14 protein-coding genes are annotated in these 22506 nt (G+C 34.2%); 4 read left to right on the top strand and 10 right to left on the bottom strand.

What is annotated here, in order from left to right; genetic code table 11:
* Positions 1-22 precede the first annotated feature (22 nt).
* The 3 genes from accD to tamL all read right to left on the bottom strand — a co-directional run bounded on the left by accD (position 23) and on the right by tamL (position 4660).
* Positions 23-883 carry an acetyl-CoA carboxylase, carboxyltransferase subunit beta gene (gene accD / locus UH7x_RS03105; protein WP_482363571.1) on the bottom strand — a complete coding sequence of 287 codons (861 nt, stop codon included), beginning with the start codon at positions 881-883 and terminating at the stop codon, positions 23-25.
* Between the two features lie 43 nt (positions 884-926).
* Positions 927-1994, bottom strand: a complete 1068-nt coding sequence (fbaA, locus tag UH7x_RS03100; RefSeq protein ID WP_482362258.1) for a class II fructose-bisphosphate aldolase — start codon at positions 1992-1994, stop codon at positions 927-929.
* Positions 1995-2056: 62 nt separating this feature from the next.
* The gene (gene tamL / locus UH7x_RS03095; protein WP_482362257.1) at positions 2057-4660 is read right to left on the bottom strand and encodes a translocation and assembly module lipoprotein TamL; all 2604 of its coding nucleotides are present in this window, start codon (positions 4658-4660) and stop codon (positions 2057-2059) included.
* 27 nt (positions 4661-4687) lie between these two features.
* Here tamL and UH7x_RS03090 point away from each other — a divergent pair, with 27 nt between their 5' ends.
* The gene (locus UH7x_RS03090; protein WP_482362256.1) at positions 4688-5413 is read left to right on the top strand and encodes a TrmH family RNA methyltransferase; all 726 of its coding nucleotides are present in this window, start codon (positions 4688-4690) and stop codon (positions 5411-5413) included.
* Between the two features lie 6 nt (positions 5414-5419).
* Here UH7x_RS03090 and porT read toward each other — a convergent pair whose 3' ends face one another.
* Positions 5420-6139, bottom strand: a complete 720-nt coding sequence (gene porT, locus UH7x_RS03085) for a type IX secretion/gliding motility protein PorT/SprT (protein ID WP_482362255.1) — start codon at positions 6137-6139, stop codon at positions 5420-5422.
* A gap of 4 nt (positions 6140-6143) precedes the next feature.
* Positions 6144-6872 (bottom strand): bifunctional demethylmenaquinone methyltransferase/2-methoxy-6-polyprenyl-1,4-benzoquinol methylase UbiE, encoded by a 729-nt coding sequence (gene ubiE, locus UH7x_RS03080; protein ID WP_482362254.1) that lies wholly within the window; start codon positions 6870-6872, stop codon positions 6144-6146.
* Between the two features lie 240 nt (positions 6873-7112).
* Here ubiE and trkA point away from each other — a divergent pair, with 240 nt between their 5' ends.
* The gene (gene trkA, locus UH7x_RS03075) at positions 7113-8462 is read left to right on the top strand and encodes a Trk system potassium transporter TrkA (protein WP_482362253.1); all 1350 of its coding nucleotides are present in this window, start codon (positions 7113-7115) and stop codon (positions 8460-8462) included.
* A gap of 2 nt (positions 8463-8464) precedes the next feature.
* Complete coding sequence (locus UH7x_RS03070) at positions 8465-9958, top strand: TrkH family potassium uptake protein (protein ID WP_482362252.1); 1494 nt, start codon at positions 8465-8467, stop codon at positions 9956-9958.
* A gap of 2 nt (positions 9959-9960) precedes the next feature.
* On the opposite strand, the gene UH7x_RS03065 is transcribed toward UH7x_RS03070, so the two are convergent.
* Positions 9961-11151 carry a pyridoxal phosphate-dependent aminotransferase gene (locus UH7x_RS03065; protein ID WP_482362251.1) on the bottom strand — a complete coding sequence of 397 codons (1191 nt, stop codon included), beginning with the start codon at positions 11149-11151 and terminating at the stop codon, positions 9961-9963.
* A 151-nt stretch (positions 11152-11302) separates the two neighbouring features.
* Positions 11303-12403, bottom strand: coding sequence for a fatty acid desaturase family protein (locus UH7x_RS03060; protein ID WP_482362250.1), 1101 nt, complete (start codon positions 12401-12403; stop codon positions 11303-11305).
* 125 nt (positions 12404-12528) lie between these two features.
* Between UH7x_RS03060 and rsmG the strand changes: the two genes are divergently transcribed.
* Complete coding sequence (gene rsmG / locus UH7x_RS03055; RefSeq protein ID WP_482362249.1) at positions 12529-13164, top strand: 16S rRNA (guanine(527)-N(7))-methyltransferase RsmG; 636 nt, start codon at positions 12529-12531, stop codon at positions 13162-13164.
* A gap of 5 nt (positions 13165-13169) precedes the next feature.
* Here rsmG and UH7x_RS03050 read toward each other — a convergent pair whose 3' ends face one another.
* The 3 genes from UH7x_RS03050 to UH7x_RS03040 form a co-directional block, all read right to left on the bottom strand.
* Positions 13170-16496: a VCBS repeat-containing protein gene (locus UH7x_RS03050; protein ID WP_482362248.1), complete on the bottom strand. Its 3327-nt coding sequence runs from the start codon at positions 16494-16496 to the stop codon at positions 13170-13172.
* 151 nt (positions 16497-16647) lie between these two features.
* Entirely contained in the window at positions 16648-18525 is a 1878-nt protein-coding gene (locus UH7x_RS03045) for a RagB/SusD family nutrient uptake outer membrane protein (RefSeq protein WP_482362247.1), read from the bottom strand.
* 9 nt (positions 18526-18534) lie between these two features.
* Positions 18535-21783 carry a SusC/RagA family TonB-linked outer membrane protein gene (locus UH7x_RS03040; RefSeq protein WP_482362246.1) on the bottom strand — a complete coding sequence of 1083 codons (3249 nt, stop codon included), beginning with the start codon at positions 21781-21783 and terminating at the stop codon, positions 18535-18537.
* Positions 21784-22506 lie beyond the last annotated feature (723 nt).

The following is a 22506-nucleotide window of genomic DNA, read 5'->3' as shown; positions in this document are numbered from 1 at the left end:
ATTTTAACCCAAAAAGTGTATTTTATTTACGAATTGGATTGTTTTGAATTAAATCGATGTATTGATTTACTTTCTTTTTCAGATTCTTTCTATGTACTATAAAATCTAAAAAACCATGTTCTAATACGAATTCTGCTGATTGAAAACCTTCAGGTAAATCTGCACCTGTAGTATCTTTTACAACTCTTGGTCCTGCAAAACCGATTAAAGCACCTGGTTCAGCAATGTTTATGTCTCCTAACATCGCATACGATGCAGTAGTACCACCAGTTGTTGGATCTGTACAAAGAGAGATATAAGGAATGCCAGCTTCTGCCAATTGCGCTAATTTAGCCGATGTTTTAGCTAATTGCATAAGTGATAATGCAGCTTCCATCATTCTCGCACCACCTGATTTTGAAATCAGTAGAAAAGGTATCTTCTTTTTTATCGAGTAATCAATAGCACGTGAAATCTTTTCACCAACTACACTTCCCATTGATCCACCGATGAAAGCAAAATCCATACAAGATATTACCAAATCTTTACCAAGCGATTTACCAACACCAGTTCTAATAGCATCTTTTAATCCTGTTTTTTTCTCGGCCGCCTTTAAACGTTCGGAATACTTTTTTGTATCCACAAACTTTAAAGGATCTTTCGAAGACAACTTGGCGTCTAGCTCTTTGAATTTATTATCATCAAAAAGTATTTCAAAGTATTCCTTGCTACCGATTCTAACATGATAATCATCTTCTGGACTAACATAAAAGTTTTGTGCAAGAACCTCAGATTCGACTATTTTTCCGGTTGGTGACTTATACCATAAACCTTTCGGGGTGTCTTTTTTTTCTTCAGTAGCAGTTTGAATTCCTTTTTCCTTCCTTTTAAACCACGACGACATATTATCCATTATTTAGGGTTATATAGTTTTGGAAAACTACCTTTTACAAGGTATTAATATTATTAAGATCTTCAAAGGCCTTTTTTAATCGCTCAACAAAAGTTTTTTCACCTTCACGTAACCAAACACGAGGATCGTAATGTTTTTTATTAGGCTCATCTGCACCATCAGGATTTCCGATTTGACTCTGAAGATAATCTTTTTTGCCTTGAATATAATCTCTTACACCTGCAAGAAAAGCATACTGCAAATCAGTATCAATATTCATTTTGATAACACCGTAGCTAATTCCTTCTCTTATTTCTTCTACTGTAGAACCTGATCCACCGTGAAAAACAAAATCGATATGATTATGTTCAACACCATATTTTTCTGAAATAAATTCTTGTGAATTTTTTAGGATTTTTGGAGTCAATTTTACATTTCCAGGCTTGTAAACACCATGCACATTTCCGAATGCTGCTGCAATTGTGAATTTAGGACTTACCTTAGATAATTCCTCATATGCATAAGCTACTTCTTCTGGTTGTGTATATAATTTTGAATCATCTACATCTGAATTGTCTACACCATCTTCTTCACCTCCTGTAATACCAAGCTCTATTTCAAGTGTCATTCCCATTTTGCTCATACGCTCAAGGTAACCTTTGCATATTTCAATATTTTCTTCAATTGGTTCTTCAGAAAGATCAATCATATGTGAACTGAAAAGTGATTTTCCAGTTTCAGCAAAATGTTTTTCGCTTGCATCTAATAATCCGTCAATCCAAGGAAGTAATTTTTTAGCACAATGGTCTGTATGTAAAATAACAGTGGCCCCATAAGCTTTTGCTAATTCATGAACATGTTTTGCTCCGGCAACAGCTCCTGCAATAGCAGCTTTTTGGCCTTCGTTTGAAAGACCTTTACCAGCGTTAAATTGAGCACCACCGTTAGAAAATTGGATTATTACAGGGGCATTCAAAGTTGCAGCAGTTTCTAAAACACCATTAATTGTGTCCGAACCAATTACGTTTACCGCAGGTAATGCGAAACCTTTCTCTTTTGCATAGTTGAAAATTGCTTGTACTTCATCACCAGTGGCAACACCTGCCTTTATATTATGGGACATATTTTCTTCTTTTTTTGTTAAGCGACAAATGTAATAAAATATTTAGCGTTAGACACGAATAGCTAAAAAGGATAGTTTATTCCAATCTGAAGTACGGAATTAGCAAAATTATAGTCTCTAAACCAACGTTTTGAAACCTCTTCTGCTGGATTATAAGTTTTGAAACCTAAATCTAGTCGAAATAAGAAGTATGTAAAATCATATCGAACGCCAAACCCTGTGCCTAATGCTATATCACCCAAGGAGCTAATTCCATTAAAAGTTGCATCGGGATCTTCTACATTGTCGAAAACATTCCAAATGTTGCCGGCGTCAGCAAAAAGGGCCCCGTTGATATCTCCAACAATAGGGAAGCGATATTCTAAACTAGCCGCCATTTTTAAGTTTGCCTCATTAAAATCATTAATTGCATTGGTTCGTCCCGGACCTAATGAATAAGGTGTCCAAGCTCTAATGTCATTAGACCCACCCGCAAAATAACTTCGCACAAAAGGAATGTTGTCTGCATTGCCATATGGTACAGCTATACCGAAGAAAGTTCTGAGTGCTAATACTTTAGAATTAGAAAGATCCCAATACTTTACATAATCAAATTCAGTTTTTAAGTATTGCGAATATGGAACATTAAATACTAATAAATCACCATTATCATCTTCACTAAAAGGCAATAAATAGGATAGTCCAGAAAGTAAGTTTCCAGCACTTTCTACTTTAAAACGAAAAGAATAAAACTGATTGTCTGTAATTCCATTTCTGTTTGTTAAATTTAAAGTGTAGTTGGTTGCAAAAATTAAATTGTTTTGTGTAAGTCTGTCTCGTCTTTCTTTTATATTAATTACATCAACATAATCGTCTGAAGTACTACCTAGTGTTCCATTTTCGATTTGAGTAATGAATTCATTAGCCCCATCTGGTATGATTAATTGAGTGTCATCAGTATCTTCGCCTATAGTAAAAAGTTCTGGCGCAACAGTAATATAATCGTACGATGTGGTTGCAGTAGCAATATCATTTAATGAGGAAAATGAATTTGTGTATACATTGAAAAATCGTTCTTGGTTAACGTTCCTAACAAACTGAACATTTAAAAGTTCAACATTATGTTTTTTAAAATCGGAAGGTGTCCAATTGTAACCTAAGACTGTATTGAATGTTTGCTTGTCTAATCCTATATTTTGTTGTGCGCTGGCACCAATAGACATTCGTGTTCGTGGTAAGGTGTAACTTGGAATTATTTTATCTGTATTTATAAATGGTAACCAAATTCTAGGAAAGTTTAAATTTAAATCTGCACCAAATTCTAGAATATTAAAGAATTGTTTATCTACAATAGATTCATCTCGAGAATTACCAATGCTCAATCTGCCAGTTAAACTCAAATTTTCAGCTCCTTTAAATATGTTCCGTGCTTGCAATGACGGACTGTATGCTAATCCGACTCTTTGAATATTTGAATGATTAATATCAAAATCTGAACCTAAAGAATATTTAGGTCTTGATTGAAGATAGATATTTGCAGTAAGATCTGATGGTTTTTCCGGATCTTGATCATAAGATATAGTTGGATAGCGAAAAACATTAAGGTTTGCAATTTGCCTATTCGTTCTTACGCGGTCTATGTCTCTGTAAACACTATCTTTTTTAAAGAAGACTGCGTTTGCTAAGGTTTTTGGTTTAAAACGTAATTTGCCTCTATAAAAAATTGTATAATCATTATATCTAATAAACTCTTCGTTCTCTTCTCCAGTAAAATCATAATCTGTGTGAATATTTATATTCTTAAAACGATGTACTTCATATTTTGAAGTTGATGCGACACCATCACCTCGTCTTCTTTGGTCTTCAATATTTAATTGAATATCCATTTCTTGATCATCTCTAAATACGAAAGTGTCACGTTCTATGGTATATGAAATAGAACTTTCTTGAAAATTATATATACCTGTATTTCTGAATAAGGTAGTTAAACGCTCGCGTTCATTATTAAAATTGTCAATATCAAATTTTTCGCCAGGTACAACATACGATTCCGCGGTATTTAGTTTATAAATAGAATCTAATGCAGGTGAACTTATTTTCTGCATTAACGTGTCAATCATATAAGGTTTGCCTAAATCTATATTATAATTTACACCAATACGTTTTTTCTTTTTTAAACTATCTATAGTAAAGGAACCAGTATTATTAAAATATCCTTTGCTATGATAATAAGCATTAAGGCGTGTTAATGATCTTAATGTTTTTGTGGTATCTAAAACTGCAGGGGGTTCTCCTATTTTCTTTAGCCATTCATGAATACCTTTGACAGCAAAAGATTCGCCTAACCTACGAACTTGTTTCTTGGATAAAAGTTTGTTTAATCTTTGTTCTCTTTTTTCCTTACCATACAACCAAGCATTGTATGAAGAATCAGGATTTTCTTTTGCAAGGTTAAATAAATTAAGACGCAACGGATATCCTAATAATGCACTATTTGGTTTTTGAACTATTAAACTATTTATGTCTTCACTGCTCACTTTTAGACTGTCAGCGTAAATAGTATTTTTTATAATTAAAAGTTCATTATCGTCTACTCGCCTAAGTGTATTACATGAAGCCAAGAATACAGCTAAAAATAATAGACTTATTTTAGCGAAGTAAACTCTAGAACATGAGGGGTTATACATATTAAAAATCAAAAATACATTATTTGCATGGTTGTTAAAAGCCAAATAAAACTTATAAAAAGTCTACTACAAAAAAAGTACCGATCTCAACATTCGCTTTTTGTAGTTGAAGGTGTAAAGACGGTAAAAGAATTATTAAAATCTGACATTGTAAATCACCAAGTTTATACGACAGACCTATCTCTTTTTGATGAAGACGAATCTCTAGTACAACAAATTACTGAAAAAGAGTTAAACCAAATTAGTAATTTAAAAACTCCGAATAAAGTTTTGGGAATTTTTAAAATACCGAAAGCAACCACTATAGATTTTTCTGATTGGGTTGTTGCTTTAGATGGTGTTTCTGATCCCGGAAATTTAGGTACGATTATTAGGCTATGTGATTGGTTCGGAATTCGTCATTTATTATGCTCGACCAACACTGTTGATTGTTTTAACCCGAAAGTACTCCAAGCTACTATGGGGTCAATTTCTAGAGTGAATGTCGTTTATGATAATTTGTTTCACGTGCTTGAGGATATAGATGTACCAATTTATGGAACCTTTATGGATGGAAAAAATAGTTATAAACAAGAATTTCTAAATTCTGGAATTTTGATAATGGGAAACGAGGCAAATGGTATCTCAAAAAATATTGAGTCAATTTGTAACGAAAGAATAAGTATTCCTCATTTTGGAAATTCTACAACAGAAAGTTTAAATGTTGCCACGGCAACAGCTATCTTCTTAAGCGAAATTAAAAGGAGTAATTAGCACAGTTTATTCAAACGTAAAATTGATAAATAAACCACGTGAGCGCATGGCGTCAACATTACCCGTCCAAGGGCTATTAGCATCCACATCACGAACTAATTCATCATTAATTGCAAAAACTCCACGTATAGAAGGTGTAAACTTGAAGTATTCTAAGTAGAAATCAATACCAAAACCCATTTCGTAATTATTCACCCATTTTTTCATTCTAAAAGTGCCACTACTATTGTCGTCTAAACTTGTTTCATTACTTCCTAAGTTTAGGGTTCTAGAAACGCCGCCAATTATAAATGGTTTCCAGTTTCCATAACGTCTGGTACTTAATTTTAAGAGTATAGGGAAGTTTATATAAGTAGATTTAACATCTCTAAATGCTTCTCTTTTTCCTTCATCTGTATTATTAAAGCCTGGAAACCCTAAGGTTCTTTGTGTATAATGTAATCCTGGTTCAAAACGAATATCAACAAACTCATTAATGTTCATTTCTCCAATAAGCCCAACATTAAATCCCATGGACTTATCAACCAAAATATCGGTTAAGTCCGTTCCTCTATCATTGGTATAGTCGAATTTAAAATCGTACTGATTAAACCCTAAGAAATATCCATAATTTAAGAACTTCTTGTCTTTGTTCTCTAAATTAAGTATTGGGTTTTCTTTAAACTGAGCGGATATTGGCTGGCTTAGAAGCAAAGTGCCAATTAATATAAAAACAAAGTACTTCATTGGTTTATTTTGTGGCAACATATATTGATGCGACCCCAAATGTTTGAGGTCTATTCTCTACACCTATAAACCCCGATTTTCTCAAAATATTGTTGAAATCTTCGCCATGTGGAAAAATCGATGCAGATTCACTTAAGTAAGTATATGCAGAAGCGTCTTTAGAAAAGATTTTGCCAATTGTAGACATTATGTATTTTGTGTAAAACTTATGCCCCTGTTTGAATGGGAACTTAGTTGGAACAGATGTTTCTAGGACTACAAAGGTACCTTTTGGTTTTAATACTCTATATATTTCTTGTAAACCTTTTTCTAAAGTTTCAAAATTACGTACCCCAAAAGCAACGGTAATAGCATCAAATGAGTTTTCTTCAAATGGAAGATTTTCACTATCACCAATAATCATTTCAACCTTATTGCTTAGGTTTTTTTCTAGAACTTTTTGTTTTCCTACTTCTAGCATACCCGGTGAAATATCTAGACCTACAACTTTATCAGCGCCAGTTTGTACTAAATTAATAGCTAGATCACCCGTTCCTGTAGCTATATCTAATATAGAATTCGGTTTGTTTTTCGCAACAATTGCTACAACACGTTTCCGCCATTTAATATCTATTCCGAAAGAAATTACCCGATTTAATCCATCATAGTTTTTCGAAATGGTATCGAACATTTGAGTTACTTGTTCTTTTTTGCCTAAATCTGAATCTTTGTATGGTGTTACTTTTTCTGCCATTGGGTAATTTTCGGGTAAAGATACGATATACCCACAATTTTACGTTTGTAATACACTGATTAAGGTTGATTTATAGGAACGTATTATAAATTGCTTTTTTACTATGAAAACCGAATAATTGCGTAATTTTGACCTCGTAAATTGATTGGATTGAATGCGATAGTCCCTTTAAGTAAAGTGCTTTATCGCAAATATTAAAACGGGTGAACCAATCCCCAGAATAAAAAATATTGTTTATAGATGAAAATCTTAATAGCTGGAGCTGGTGAAGTAGGTTTTCATTTAGCCAAATTACTTTCTTTCGAATCACAAAATATTACTTTAATTGATACTGATAAAGAAAGTCTTGCATATGCTGATACACATTTAGACATACGAGTAATTAGGGGTGATGCTACTTCAGTTTCTTTGTTATTAGAAGCAGATGTCGCCAAATCTGATATGGTTATTGGTGTTACATCCTCAGAAACTACAAACCTCACTTTTTGTATGTTGGCTAAACAACTGGGTTGTAATAGAACTATTGCCAGGATATCTAACACAGAGTTTATTGATAATAAAGAACTTATTAAGTTTGAAGAGCTAGGTATCGATGAATTAATTTCGCCTGAGGAATTGGCAGCTACTGAAATTCAAATGTTATTAAATAAATCTGGATTTAATGATACTTATGAGTTTGAGGATGGAAAATTAATTATGGTTGGTGTTTCTTTGCCAAAATTAGCACCGTTTGTCGGTAATAGTGTAAAAGAAGCCGCACAGATTTTTCCAGAACTTAATTTCATGCCAATAGCATTAAAAAGAACTGGAACGCAGCGTACTTTAATTCCACGTGGTGATACAATTTTTAAACCAGGAGATCAAGTTTATTTTATTACTACCAAGGAAGGTGTAGATGAGTTGTACAAACTTACTGGTAAGAAAAATCAAGACATAAAAAATGTTATGATTTTGGGTGGTAGTAAAGTCGGTTTTAAGACAGCAAGAGATTTATGTGCAAGTAGGTTTAATGTAAAATTGATTGAACAGAATAAAGAAAAATCAATTGATTTGGCAGATGATTTGCCAAATGCTTTAATTATCAATGGAGATGGGCGAAATGTTGAACTACTTGATGAGGAAAGTCTGGAGTCTATGGATGCCTTTATTGCAGTAACCGGAAATTCGGAAACGAATATTATGTCGTGCTTAGTTGCAAAATCAAAAAATATTAAGAAGACTATCGCCTTAGTTGAGAACATGGACTATTTTCAATTGTCTCATTCAATTGGTATAGATACGTTGATTAATAAAAAACTACTTGCGGCTAATAATATTTTTAGACATATTCGTAAAGGTGAAGTTGTTGCTTTAATGCGACTAAACAGTTTGAATGCTGAAATTTTAGAGTTTGTGGTTAAACCTAAGTCAAAAGTGACCGGTCGTATAATTCGTGAACTTGATTTTCCTAAAACAGCTACTATTGGTGGAGTTGTTCGTGGAGAAATTGGAAAAATTGCATTGGGTGATTTTCTTATCCAAGCAGGTGATAGGGTAGTGGTTTGTTGCTTACCTGAAGCAATTCCAAAAATTGAAAAACTTTTTCTATAATTATGGGATTGAACGTTAAAATAATTGTTCATCTCATGGGCTTGTTGCTACTCTGCAATGGCTTTTTTATGCTTTTAGCAACCCTTGTTAGTGGTATTTATGACGACGGTGCTACACTTAGTTTGTTAACAGCCGCTGGTTCTACATTATTTATAGGTGTGCTTGCTATGATTTATACCAAGGATCATAGAAAAGTAGTAAAAAAGAAGGAAGGATATATTATTGTAACCTTTGGTTGGTTGGTGATGACCATTTCGGGTATAACCCCTTATTTGTTTTCTGATGCGATTCCGGATATTACCGATGCTTTTTTTGAAACCATGTCTGGCTATACAACAACAGGGGCTTCTATACTAAATGATATTGAAGCATTACCAGAAGGAATATTGTTTTGGCGAAGTCTTACACATTGGATTGGAGGTATGGGTATTATAGTTTTAGCAATTGCTATTTTACCGCTTTTAGGAATTGGAGGTATGCAGTTGTTTGCAGCAGAGGCACCCGGTCCAAGTGCAGATAAATTACACCCTCGAATTACCGATACTGCAAAACGCCTTTGGTTGATTTATGTTGGTTACACCCTAACAGAAACTTTATTGCTGAAATTAGCAGGTATGAGTTTTTTCGATGCAATTAATCATTCTTTGGCAACGCTTTCTACTGGTGGTTTTTCTACAAAAAATGCTAGTGTAGCTTATTGGAATAGTCAGCCAATAATTCAATATATTATTATTGTTTTTATGTTTTTGGCAGGTAGTAATTTTGTGTTGAGTTATTTTGCTTTTAAGGGAAAAATACAACGCGTATTACAGGACGAGGAATTTAGATATTATGGAGCATTAGTGTTTGGTTTTACGATTATAGCGGCATTAGTAGTCTATTTTAATGCAAATATAACTGTGGATACTCCGGGTTATGAAATGGTTTGGGGTAAAGCAGAAAGCTCATTTAGACATGCTTTGTTTCAGATTGTAGCTGTAGTAACTACAACTGGTTTTGTAACGGCAGATTTCACGAGTTGGTCACCATTTTTGACCGTGTTTTTCTTCGGACTGATGTTTGCAGGTGGTTCTGCAGGTTCAACAGCGGGAGGGATTAAAGTGATGCGACACTTATTGATTATTAAAAATGGTGTATTGGAATTTAAACGTACACTTCATACCAATGCAATAATTCCAGTGCGCTATAACAATAAAACAGTAGGACAAGATATTATTTATAACATCATCGCATTTTTTGTATTGTACATGCTGTTATTTATAATAGGAGCGATGGTTCTAGGAATGATGGGTGTAGATTTTGTAACTGCAATAGGAGGCGCAGCTACTTCTTTGGGTAATGTTGGACCCGCTTTTGGAGAATTAAACCCAATGAGTAATTTTAGCGGATTACCCGCACCAGCCAAATGGTGGTGCGGATTTTTAATGCTATTAGGAAGATTAGAACTTTTTACAGTTTTAATTTTATTAACTCCCTACTTTTGGAAGAAAACCTAATCCTATTTTAAAGCTGCTTCAATACGTTTGATAGCCTCTCTAATATTTTCTTCAGATGCTGCATAAGAAATACGAATACAATTTCCATTGCCGAATGCATCACCTGTAACAGTAGCTACATTGGCATGTTCTAGAAGATACATTGCGAAGTCTGATGCATTGTTAATTGTGACTCCATTTAACGTTTTTCCAAAATATGCTGTTACATCTGGGTATACATAAAATGCTCCCTCTGGTTCGTTGCATTGAAATCCTTCAATATTATTTAATAAACCTAGAATAATTTTTCTACGCTCTTTAAATTCATCAACCATATAATTAATACGTTCAGGCGACTCAACTAATGCTGTAATTACTGCACGTTGAGCAATACAATTGGCACCACTAGTTACTTGCCCCTGAAGCTTGTTACAAGCTCTAGCGATGTAAGTAGGTGCTCCAATATAACCAATGCGCCATCCTGTCATTGCAAAAGCTTTGGCAACTCCGTTTACAGTTACTGTGCGATCATACATATCATTAAATGCTGCCATAGATGCATGTGCTGTTACACCATAATTAATGTGTTCGTAAATTTCATCACTAACCACAATAATTTGAGGGTGTTTTTGTAAAACGTCAGCAAGTGCACGTAATTCTTTTTGACTGTATATAGAGCCACTAGGGTTACAAGGAGAGCTATACCACAACATTTTTGTCTTAGGGGTAATTGCTGCCTCTAATTGTTCAGCGGTCATTTTAAAATCACTTTCAATAGATGTTGGTACTTCTACCGGTACACCATCTGCTAATTTAACAATGTCACTATAGCTTACCCAATAAGGGCATGGAAGAATAACTTCATCACCTTCGTTTAATATTACTTGAGCAACATTGTATAAAGCTTGTTTGGCTCCTGTAGAAACTACAATTTGAGATGGCTCGTAAGAGATATTGTTATCTCTTTTAAACTTAGTAATGATTGCTTCTTTTAGTTCACCATAACCATCTACTGGTGTATATGAATTGTAACCATCATTAATGGCCTGTTTAGCAGCTTCTTTTATGTAATCTGGTGTATTAAAATCTGGTTCGCCTAGACTTAATCCTATAATGTCTTTACCTGATGCTCTTAATTCACGAGCTTTAGCAGCCATTTCTAATGTGGCCGATGGTGTAAGACTGTTAATTCTGTCGGATAAATTATTGCTCATTTGTTCTTAGTTAGTTGATACATTAAACCGTAGACAAAATTATTACTTTTTAGAATCTTTCAAGTAAGAAAACTACGGATTGTACAATATTGGTGAATCTTGTGCGAAAAACGATATTTCGACTTAAAATGGAATATAAAATACAACCGATTTAGTATTGCAATGTTGGCTGTTTCCCCAATTCTTTTAAATGTTTGAAGTGTGAAATAATTGCTTTCCTTGTCGTTTTATATTCATGATAAGGTAAATTGAATTCCTTTGCAGTTTCCTTTACAATTTTAGAAATATTGGTGTAGTGAACATGGCTTATATTCGGAAAAATATGATGCTCGACTTGATGGTTTAATCCACCAGTAAACCAGTTTACTATTTTATTCTTCGTGCCAAAATTAACTGTGGTAAACAGTTGGTGTATGGCCCATGTGTTTTTCATATTTCCGCTTTTGTCTGGTAAAGGTGTCTGTGCGTCATTAACAATATGTGCTAATTGAAAAACAACACTTAAGATAACACCAGCAACATAATGCATAATGAAAAATCCTAGTAAAATCATATACCAAGGCATTTCTACAAATATTAAAGGTAATACTATCCAAATGGTAATATAAAGCACTTTAGTAATTACCAATGTACTCCAATTAACTACCGGGCTAGGTAATTTTCCATAAGAAAGCTTACGCTTCATATACCGATACATTTGTTGAAAATCGGTAGTAATGGCCCAATTAAAAGTCAGTAGTCCATAAAGTAAAATAGAATAAAAGTGCTGAAATTTATGATGCTTTCGCCATTCGGTATGTTTTGAGAAACGAAGTATTCTTCCTGCTTCCATATCTTCATCATGATCTTGAATATTCGTATAGGTATGGTGAAGAACATTATGCTGTACTTGCCAATTATAAACATTGCCAGCTAAAATGTATATGCTGCTTCCCATTAATTTATTAACCCATTTTTTGTTTGAATATGAGCCATGATTTCCATCATGCATTACATTCATTCCTACTCCGGCCATTCCTACTCCCATTACAATGGTTAAAAGTAAATTTGCCCAATTCGGTAAGCCCAAAGTGAGGATTAAGAAATATGGAGTTAAAAACATGGCAAACATGATGACCGTCTTAACATGAAGTCGCCAATTGCCTGTTTTTTTGATTTTATTTTCTTTGAAATAATCGTTAACTCTTTTATTTAAAATTTTAAAAAAGTTAGTAGCGTCTTTTCTGGGGAATTTTATTGTAGTCTTATTCATTTGTAACAATTCTTATGTAAAGATAATGCAAATGTCCTACTTCATTTGGCTCATTAACTAAATTTGGCAAAACAATTTAATGCAGGAGTGAATATACTATTTTTGCCTAAATAATTAAAATACGAATGAAGATAGCTCTTGTTTATAAATATTTTCCCAATTTAACTGAAGAACAAAAACATCAATTTAAACTTTTAGAGACCTTGTATCAAGATTGGAATCAGAAAATTAATGTTGTTAGCCGTAAAGATATTGACGAATTGTATCTTCGTCATGTGCTGCATTCACTGGCGATTGCTAAGTTTCAAGAGTTTAAAAAAGGTGCATTAGTTTTAGATGTGGGAACAGGAGGTGGGTTTCCTGGTATACCACTTGCTATTCTGTTTCCTGATGTGAAATTTACATTGGTAGATTCTATTGGTAAAAAGATAAAAGTAGTAGAGGAAGTAGTAGTGGGTCTTAATTTAACAAATGTTACCGCTATAAATTCTCGTGTTGAAGAAATAAAAGGTCAATTTGATTTTATTGTGAGCAGAGCTGTAGCTGCAATGCCAACCTTTACATATTGGGTGAAAGGAAAGGTTAAAAAAGAGTCGCAACACGAAAGGCGTAATGGAATTCTTTATTTAAAGGGGGGTGATTTGGCCGAAGAATTGAAAGAATATAAATCAGCCCAAATAATTGATTTAACCGATTTTTTTGAGGAGGACTTTTATGAGACCAAAAAACTGGTCTATTTACCTCAGAAATTTAAAGGTTAGTTTCTCTATAAAGTTGAATTTATTTTGATGAGTTGCATTTGTGCATCATTTTTAGCCGCTAGAATATAGTTTTCACCTCCAATTGATATTTTTTCCAGCCCACGAACATCACCAATTATTTTAAGTCCGGATTCTAACATAGATATTGCGTCAAAATTACCCGTGCCATCACCTTTAAGATAGAGTCCAAAGCTTGAATCATTTCTTGGTGTTTCTACTTCCGCATTGTATAAATTCCCTGCTAAAACAACATCTAAATTGCCGTCAGAATTAAAATCATTTACCAAAAATTTATTAATACTAGATAGTTGCGTAAGCTGAGGTAGGGGTTTCGACTTAAATTTTCCGTTATCATTTTCAAGGTACACGCTGGCGAATGAAGTTATTTCGTAGCTCAAAGAATTTTCGAGCATTTCGGTTGTGTAAATTTGTTTTAAGGAGGCACTCGCAAAAGAATTGTAATCTTTGAATTTAGCCTTAATTGCTGGCATTTGTTGCGATGAACATTGACGACCACGAACTGGGAATTCGATATCACCTTTTTTATAACTTAGAACAATATCGGGCCTATCATTTTCATCAAAATCATTTAAATAAACTTTGAAAGGAGAATCCTTACTCGCTTGGTATTTATAATTTTTACCAAGGTTGCCTACAATCAAATCTAAATCCCCATCATTATCAAAATCACCTTTTTGTATGTCAAACCACCATCCATTGGATTTTTCAGGAAGTAGGTCATCTGAAACATCTTTAAAGATTCCTTTATTGTTTTTAAAAAACTTTATAGGCATCCATTCGCCAACTAATACTAAGTCTTCCCATCCATCTTTGTCAAAATCTATCCAGCTAGATGAAGATACTAACCCGATACCTTTTAATTCTGGAAGCACTTTTTCTGTAGCATCTTTAAACTTTATTTCTGATGCTGTACTTACATTCTCATAAATATAAGAGTCAGCAGGGTAGGGGTATTTCTTTGGTATTAATCTGCCGCCAACAAATAAATCTAAATCACCATCATTATCATAATCTACAGTAGATACAGCCAAACCACTTGTTCGAATTTCTGGTATCGCTGATTTGTTTCTACGAAAATTTCCGTTTCCTAGATTTTCATAAAAGCGATCTTGGTAGCCCATAGACCCTGGTTTAAATTCATTACCGCCACTGGCTACATAAAAATCTTGATCACCATCTTGGTCTGCATCAAAAATTACGATTCCTAAATCTTCATAATATTGATCTTTTTTTAGATCTTGATTTTCCAATTCTTTGAAGTCTCTATTTTCTTTTTGAATGAAAACGGAAATTGGTCTACCCACCGCTGCACCCACGATATAATCTTCTAATCCATCTCCATTTAAATCACCAGTAGCCAATGAAGGCCCTAAGGTTGAATTTTTATGAGGCAGGAGTACTTCTACTTCAAAATCATTAAAATTGTTCTCTTCATGGGTGTATAGGTTGGTAGTGTCCATGGTTTGGAACAATCTTTTATTAACTATTGCAGATTCTGAGTTTTGATTTGATTTTGTGGCATCATCAGAATTAATGGTAAGTTTTTGATTCGCTTTTACATTTTGGAGTTTTGTAATTGAATTGCTAGGCCATTTAACAATAAGACTATCAACAGTTGTATTTGTACCTAAACCAAAATGTATTAGAGGCGATACGGACGAAAGATAACCTCTTACTGTATTGTATTCATGAGTTTGCAGGCCATCAGTAGTATAAATGGTAACTTTACTTCCGTTAGGTAATTCTTTGTTTTTACCTTTTAAATCAACCGTTAATTGGTTGTTATTGGTAGAATTATTTCTATAAATGCTTGCTGTATCTTCTAAATTATTAATCACCAAGTCTAAATCACCATCGTTATCTAAGTCAGAATAGGCAACGCCATTTGAAAATGTTTTTTCGTCAAAACCCCATTCTTTAGTTTTCTTTAAAAAGGTTAAGTCTTTATTGTTTTGAAACATATAATTACTTAGTTTTTCAGAAGGTAATTCCTCAAGATAATTCAGTAATTCTACCTCATCTTCTTTGTTTTTGTAATTAGGGTCGCTTTCCATTTTTTTGAAAAACTCCTTATACTTAGCATAAAAATCTTTATTGTTTACATCTCTTCTTATTCCATTGGTAACAAACAAATCTTTGTAACCATCATTATCAAAATCTGCTAATAAAGCCCCCCAGCTCCAGTCTGTTGAAGAAACGCCTGCTAATCTTGAAACATTGCTAAAAACGGGTAATTCGCCATCTTTATTTCCATTATTCAGCTGTAATGAATTTTGCATATACTGGTAATGCAACCCAACATCAACAGATTCGTAAAAGGCAGCTGGATCCATTGCAGACATGTTTGCCTTGGATCTGAAATTATCATCGGCCGACATATCCAATTGGAAAATATCCATAAGGCCATCATTATTAAAATCGGCTATGTCGGCACCCATTCCAAAAAAGGAAGTCTGTTGTAAACTTGTATCTATTTGATTCGTAAATGTGCCATCTTGATTATTAATAAATAAGAAATCTGGGGCGTTAAAATCATTAGAAATAAAAATATCTTGATAACCATCATTGTTTACATCAGATGCTACGACACCTAAACTTAGACCAAATGAACTTAAGCCAGATTCTAAAGTAACATCAGTAAAATGCCCATTATCGTTTCTAAATAATCTATCGGAATCCTTTAGTTCGTGGTTTTGTAGCATATAGCTGTAGTAGGCTACTGGTGCTACAAAACTTGTTGGGGGGTAATTAATTACATATAAATCTAAATCACCGTCTTTGTCATAATCGAAGAAAGTTGCTTGCATACTATGCCCGTCACAATCAATACCATAATCTTTTGCTTTTTCAGTAAAAGTATTGTCTTTGTTGTTAATAAAAAGCACATTTTTATGGGGTGGTTTTTTACCATTTACAGAACAATAAATGTCGAGATAACCATCTTGATTAATATCCACAAAGGTTGTGCCTGTATACCATCTTTCATCACCAGATATACCGGCAACATCAGAAATATCTTCAAATTGCATATTGCCTTTGTTCAGATACAGCTTATTTGGAACCATATTCCCTGTAAAGAAAATATCTTCTAAACCATCATTATTTATGTCACCTACCGAAACACCGCCACCTAAATACATGTAGGGGTAAGTGAAATAATTGTATTTGTGCGTTTCTGTTAATTTGTTTGCAAAATCTACACCAGAATCTTCACTGTTGATTTTTGAAAATAGTTGTGTCGATTTTTTTTCCTGATTGCAAGCTGTGATAATAAAAACAATGAATATGAAATATATAAAATTGATCTTCATAAAAAGGAAGTCTGTTTTTTAGTTTAAGTATGAAACCTACTCTAAAATGTATTGCGTTTCATTTACTTCGTAAGAAGTATCCTAAAATAAGAATAACCCTTGACATTTATAGCAAGGGTTATTCAAAATAATTATAATAAATTAAAGTTGTCTATTTGTAACCAGGATTCTGAATAATAGATGGATCTTTATCTATTTCTTCCTGTTTTATAGGCATAAAGTAAACCTTGTCTTGCCATAGTCTGTTTTCAAAAACAATGTCAGTTGGTTTATAAACATAATCAAACAAAGAAGTATCCTTTCTATAATCCTCTGCTGCAACAGTGGTACCAGCTTTTTGTGTTGCTTGTATCAAAATCTGTTGCACTGGTTTATTTAATGATTCAGCTCCTTCTAACCATCGTTTCATATCGAATAAGCGTGCATCTTCATTTACAAGCTCTTTGTTTCTTTCTCTTTTATAAAGTTCAAGAAGCGCAGCTCCTGTTTCTGTAACTGCAGGTAGACCGTTTCTGAATCTAAGTTTGTTTAACCAAGCCACAGCTTCACCTTCGTCGTTGGAATTTATTGATGCTTCTACATAGTTCAATAGAATTTCTGAATATCTAATATATGGAGCATCTACTTTTTGTAAATCATTTGGCCATGATGCTGGAGTTGTAGGGTCAGCGAATTTTCTGAAATAATATCCTGTTCTAGAACCGTTCCAATCTTCTATTGGTCCTTGGCGCGTATCTACTCCATTAATTATTGTACCATCGGATAAGGTGTAGTATCCAGTTTGTATTTCATTAAACTTATCAAATTTTACTACATCATCGGTTCTGTCTTTCCAAGCACCTCCATCATATAAAAAGGTCGAGTAAAAACGTGCTTCTCTATTTTCATACGGTGCAGCGGCATGAGCTGGGTTGTTCCAATCAAATTCTGTACCGTCTGCAAAATCATACTTAGAAACTAAAGCTTCTGTAGGCGTGGTTCCTGCCCACTCATGATATCCGTTCGGACCATGATATAGTGCAACCATTCCAGGTCCTTGTGACCAACCATCTCCACCGGGATAAGTTCTAGAACCAAAACCAAATTCCTCAACTGATCTTCCCCAAATATAATCTTGATTTTGATCTCCTTGCAACCAAATATCCTCATAATTTTGAATAGCTTCCGCTTGTGTAGCTGGGGCTGTATAGTCTAATTTGTATCCAGTAGTTGCATCTAAAAGTGCTTTTGATGCGGCTTTGGCAGCTACCCATCTATCTGCTTGTGAACCACTCGTCCAGCCAATTAGTTCTGGGTTGCCGTAAGAAGCAATTGTTGAAATTGAAGAAGCTTTAGAAGGTTCGTATAAATCACTTGCCACATGCGTTAATACTCTAGATTTTAAGGCCATTACAGTTAATAGATGAGCTCTTTGTTTGCTTGCAGGCGCATCTGCTAAAAGTGTCATTGCTACATCGATATCAGATAGAATTAAATTTACAGTTGCCTCAAATGTGCCTCTTGGATTATTTGCTTCACTATCTAAACCTAAAGGTTCCGTTAGAAGAACTACACCTCCAAATTGACGCATTAACTGCGTATAATAAAAAGCTCTCATATAATATGCTTCACCTAATAATTGGGTAACAATAGCATCATCAAAACCTGCTTCATTTGCAGTAAGTTTTTGAATTGCGAGATTTGCGCTTCTGATAAAAGGATAAAGTTCAGGCCAACTAAACCATTGCATATCCATAAAGTTACCTGCTGGATTCATTTTACCTTCAGTGTAACCGTCTACTCCACGACCTGGATGTGTAAACACCGCTTGATCTGTAAAAGCATCTGTTGTTTCCTCACGTGTTAAGGTACCAGCCCACGTTCCTTGGTATAGATCTAAAACTGCCGCTTCTGTAAGTTTTTGATCCGACCATACTTGATCCTCTGATGCTTGACTCAGAGGTTGTGTCTCTAAAAAGTCATCATTACATCCTACGGCTAGCACCGAGAATATAATTAACGCTGTAAATTTTAATAATTCTTTTTTCATTTTTTTTTTTTAAAAAGTTATTTGTACGCCAAAATTAATTGTCCTCAACATAGGGTAAATTCCTCCATTTGCTGTTCGCCCTCCGCTAACTCCTTGAGTTCCTGAATCATCATCTGTTCCATCGGTATTTTGGCCATTATTTGTAAGAAGATCATTGCTTATCTGCAGCACTTCAGGATCGAAAGGATAATCAGTAAATGTTATTAGATTAGTCCCCGAAACAGATATTCTTAAATTTTCAGCTCCAATTTGTTCAATGATGCCTTTATCAAATGTATAGCCTATCTCTAAGTTTTTAAGTCTTAAATAATCTCTAGTTAGCAAATAAGCATTTGTTTGGCCAGAATACCACTGGTCACCACGGTCAGCTAATCTTGGACCATAAGCATCTGGGTTATCTAATGACCATGAACGATCACGTACATCGCGTTGTACATTCGCTAAAGTACCAGACATAAAACTCCACTCGTAATTGCTGTAACCACCTGTAGCACCAGCCCAATACATACTAAAGTCTATGTTTTTGTAATTAATGGCGGTATTAAAACCAAATTGAGTATCTGCAAAAGCACTGCCTCCAGTTCTGATTTTATCTTCAGGACCAATTTTACCATCACCGCTCGTATCAAGTACTCGAGCATCACCTGGTTTAAGTTCTGGAGTTACATCGCTATAATCTAGTGGTTCTGCATCAATCTCTGACTGAGAGCGAAAAACACCGGCATACTCATATAATAATGGTCTACCTATTTCACCACCAGTTTCTCGTTGCCAAGGACGATCTGCTAAAGCAGGCTCATCAAAGAAAATTAGTTTATTGTTAGAATCACTAAAATTCAAAGTTAAATTGTAATTAAAGCCTTCATCATTGCCACCGTTAAACCCTAAACTAATTTCATAACCGGTATTCTCAAATTCCCCAATATTTACAGCAGGCGCATTAATACCACTGTATTCTGGGAGCGTTTTTAAGGGTACTGTTAAAATGTCTTCTCGTGTATTCTTATACAAGTCAAAACCGATAGTTAGTTTATTATTTAAAGTTCTTAGGTCAAAACCTATGTTTCGTGAAGTAGCAGTTTCCCATGTTATATTTGGGTTTGCCACGTTGCTTTCATAGGCTGTAGTAACAGTAGACCCTAAACCTGTAGCTGATAGTTCGTAAGAATTTAAATATTGAAACCTACTTACATTATCATTTCCTAATTGACCGTATGACCCACGTAGTTTAAAGTAATCTATAAAGGGTAATGCTTTTTCAAAGAATGGTTCTTTGGATACAACATAACCTGCAGATACTCCTGGGAAAAATCCAAATCGATTATCTTTCGGAAATAAATATGAACCATCATATCTAAAAAGAAATTCTAATAAGTACTTTTCTTTGTACGCATAATTTAAACGCCCAAAGTAGTTTAATCTTCGATTTTCAAATCCGCTACCTTCACTACTTTGGCCTTCCGTGCCTCCTAAATCTAATTGTGCTAAATCACTAGACAGGAAAAACCTTTTAAAAGCTCCAAAGAATTGTTGGTCTGTTTCTTCACGGGTTACGCCACCAAGTAATTTAAAATAATGCGAGTCCCATTCTTTCTCGTAAGAACCTGTTAATGTTGCGGTAATATCCGTTTTAGTCGTGTGTTGTTGCCTTAAGCTTGGATCACCAGGTCCTCTTTGGGCAGCGGTTAATCCAGACGAATTTCTATTTTCTCCGTCCCATGTGTAAAGTGTCCAAGGACGATTCCATTCTTTATATTCATAGTTTGCCTTATCATAAGATACGTTGCCTCTAAATTCCAGCCCTTCTACTCCAGGAACTTTATAAGTTAAACCAATATTACTTTGTACAAAATTGTTACCTGTTTCAATATAACCTGGACCATCAGTAACTCTTACCGCAGGGTTATTTCCATTTTCGATATCTGGCCCTAATTCTCCTGAAGGCCAAAATGCTGGGAACCATGGATATTGACGTATTAAATCATCAAAAACGCCATTAGCAGAACGGGTGGCTCGAACGTTATCCTCTTGTCTTGAATAGAGGCCAACATCCATACTAAGTGATTTGCTAATGTTGGCATCTAAATTTAACCTTAGGTCATATTGGTTATATCCTTTTGGTGCATTCTTAAAATTTAATTCTTGCTTTAAATACCCAAGAGAAGCTAAGTACCTCACATCTTCGGTTCCACCAGAAACTTGTATGTTTTGTCTTGAAATAGGTGCAGCCTTTGTCGATACTGCGTCCATCCAATCTGTATCTGGATATAACCATGGGTCAGTACCTGCTGCAGTTTGTGCAATTCTATCATTTGTAAAAGTTGGGTTTACTATCTCACCATTATCTATTCTAGTGTAAGGAGCTCCTCTACCTGCATGTGCAGTATTCCATTCTGATACAGGGAGTTTATAAACATTTAAAATGTTTACTAAATCCATATATTCTGCACCTTTAAGCATTTCGGGAGTTGAAGTGAAACTTTGAGTACCTACAGTACTTGTAATTTTTACTTTCGGAGTGCCAATTTTACCTCGTTTAGTAGTCACAAGAATTACACCGTTTGCAGCACGTGCACCATAAATAGCTGCCGATGCATCTTTTAATACTGAAATAGTTGCAATGTCAGCAGGATTAATTCTTGCAATACCACCTTCTCTTGCTGGGATACCATCAATAACCACTAGAGCTCCAGAATTGTTGAAAGTATTTGTTCCACGAACACGAATAGCCGGAGTGTCTGCACCAGGAGTTGCCTGGCCAGTGTCGATAAATAAACCAGTTACCTTACCTGCAAGTGCAGCTCCTAGGTTAGGAGAGGCTGATTTTTCCAATGCCTCGCCACCTACACTTGATACTGAGCCTGTCATAGTTGCTTTTTTCTGCGTACCGTAGCCTACTACTACAACTTCTTCAAGATTTTGTACATCTTCTTTCATTTGCACATCTATGGATGTGTTGGATCCAACAGTTACGTTTTGCGAAGCAAAACCTATATATGAAAAAACAAGTACTGCATTTGAATCATCTACAGAAATAGCGTAAAGGCCATCAAAGTCAGTTGTTACACCTGTTGTTGTGCCTTGTATTACAACACTAACGCCAGGTAGCGGAGTTCCAGATTCATCTGAAACGGTACCAGAGATATTGGTTTGTGCAATTGCGGAGGTAAAGAGAATACCGCTAAAAAATAGAAGTAAAGAAAGATAATTTTGCTTCATAAGCGTACCACCCCCTTTAAGTTTTAGTTGGTTAATCATGAGATATAGGTTCTTTAAAGTTAATTTTAAAGCTTGGAAATTAGTTAATAATATCTTAAATGCAATAAGTGTGTTAACATTTTTTTAAAAAAATATCTAATAATTTTATGTAAAATCAATTTTTTGTTAAAAAAATAAGAATATGTGAAATATATAAAACACTTGGAAAGTCTTATTAGTAGGGTGTTTACATGAATTTTCTGTAAGGATACAGGGGAGGAATTCGAAAAAAGTACGTGAAGCGTAGGAGTTAAAAATATTTTTTAGAAAAATGAAGTACTACTGCGTAAATAGCAATTAAAATATCTAAAAAAAAAATTATAATAAAGAAATAAAAAGACCTAATATATTATATCAGTTTAATATAGTAAAGTCGAAGATAAGTAGAATGTTACTATTTTATAAAGTTCGTATTTTTTAAGTATTTAACATTCTATTAAATGAATAACGACAGTTTTTGGCGTAGTTCTTTATGAATGAAAATAAGCTTTGTAAATTCATATTTTCATGTTTTGAATCAGAAGTATTGCTTTCGTTCGATTTCATAAGCTCTAAATTTAATGTCTTTTGGGACGTGTAATTACTTTAGTTTACAATTACTTAACGTTAAATTTACATTGAAATTGTGTATAAGTCAACTTTTTGACTTGTAAATTATTGGTATACAGCTTTTTCTGACTGATATGGCTTGGAAATGAGCTAGTTGTAGAAAATAGAAAAAGG

Source organism: Aurantibacter sp. UH7 (genome assembly GCF_056839165.1).
This window is presented reverse-complemented; position numbering and strand designations above follow the sequence as displayed.

Excerpts from the sequence above, each read along its gene's own strand:
- UH7x_RS03090 (WP_482362256.1), top strand. The coding sequence starts at position 4,688 with ATGGTTGTTAAAAGCCAAATAAAACTTATAAAAAGTCTACTACAAAAA.
- UH7x_RS03045 (WP_482362247.1), bottom strand. The coding sequence starts at position 18,525 with ATGAAAAAAGAATTATTAAAATTTACAGCGTTAATTATATTCTCGGTG.
- UH7x_RS03050 (WP_482362248.1), bottom strand. The coding sequence starts at position 16,496 with ATGAAGATCAATTTTATATATTTCATATTCATTGTTTTTATTATCACA.
- UH7x_RS03070 (WP_482362252.1), top strand. The coding sequence starts at position 8,465 with ATGGGATTGAACGTTAAAATAATTGTTCATCTCATGGGCTTGTTGCTA.
- UH7x_RS03040 (WP_482362246.1), bottom strand. The coding sequence starts at position 21,783 with ATGATTAACCAACTAAAACTTAAAGGGGGTGGTACGCTTATGAAGCAA.
- porT (WP_482362255.1), bottom strand. The coding sequence starts at position 6,139 with ATGAAGTACTTTGTTTTTATATTAATTGGCACTTTGCTTCTAAGCCAG.
- rsmG (WP_482362249.1), top strand. The coding sequence starts at position 12,529 with ATGAAGATAGCTCTTGTTTATAAATATTTTCCCAATTTAACTGAAGAA.
- tamL (WP_482362257.1), bottom strand. The coding sequence starts at position 4,660 with ATGTATAACCCCTCATGTTCTAGAGTTTACTTCGCTAAAATAAGTCTA.
- fbaA (WP_482362258.1), bottom strand. The coding sequence starts at position 1,994 with ATGTCCCATAATATAAAGGCAGGTGTTGCCACTGGTGATGAAGTACAA.
- ubiE (WP_482362254.1), bottom strand. The coding sequence starts at position 6,872 with ATGGCAGAAAAAGTAACACCATACAAAGATTCAGATTTAGGCAAAAAA.
- trkA (WP_482362253.1), top strand. The coding sequence starts at position 7,113 with ATGAAAATCTTAATAGCTGGAGCTGGTGAAGTAGGTTTTCATTTAGCC.
- accD (WP_482363571.1), bottom strand. The coding sequence starts at position 883 with ATGTCGTCGTGGTTTAAAAGGAAGGAAAAAGGAATTCAAACTGCTACT.
- UH7x_RS03065 (WP_482362251.1), bottom strand. The coding sequence starts at position 11,151 with ATGAGCAATAATTTATCCGACAGAATTAACAGTCTTACACCATCGGCC.
- UH7x_RS03060 (WP_482362250.1), bottom strand. The coding sequence starts at position 12,403 with ATGAATAAGACTACAATAAAATTCCCCAGAAAAGACGCTACTAACTTT.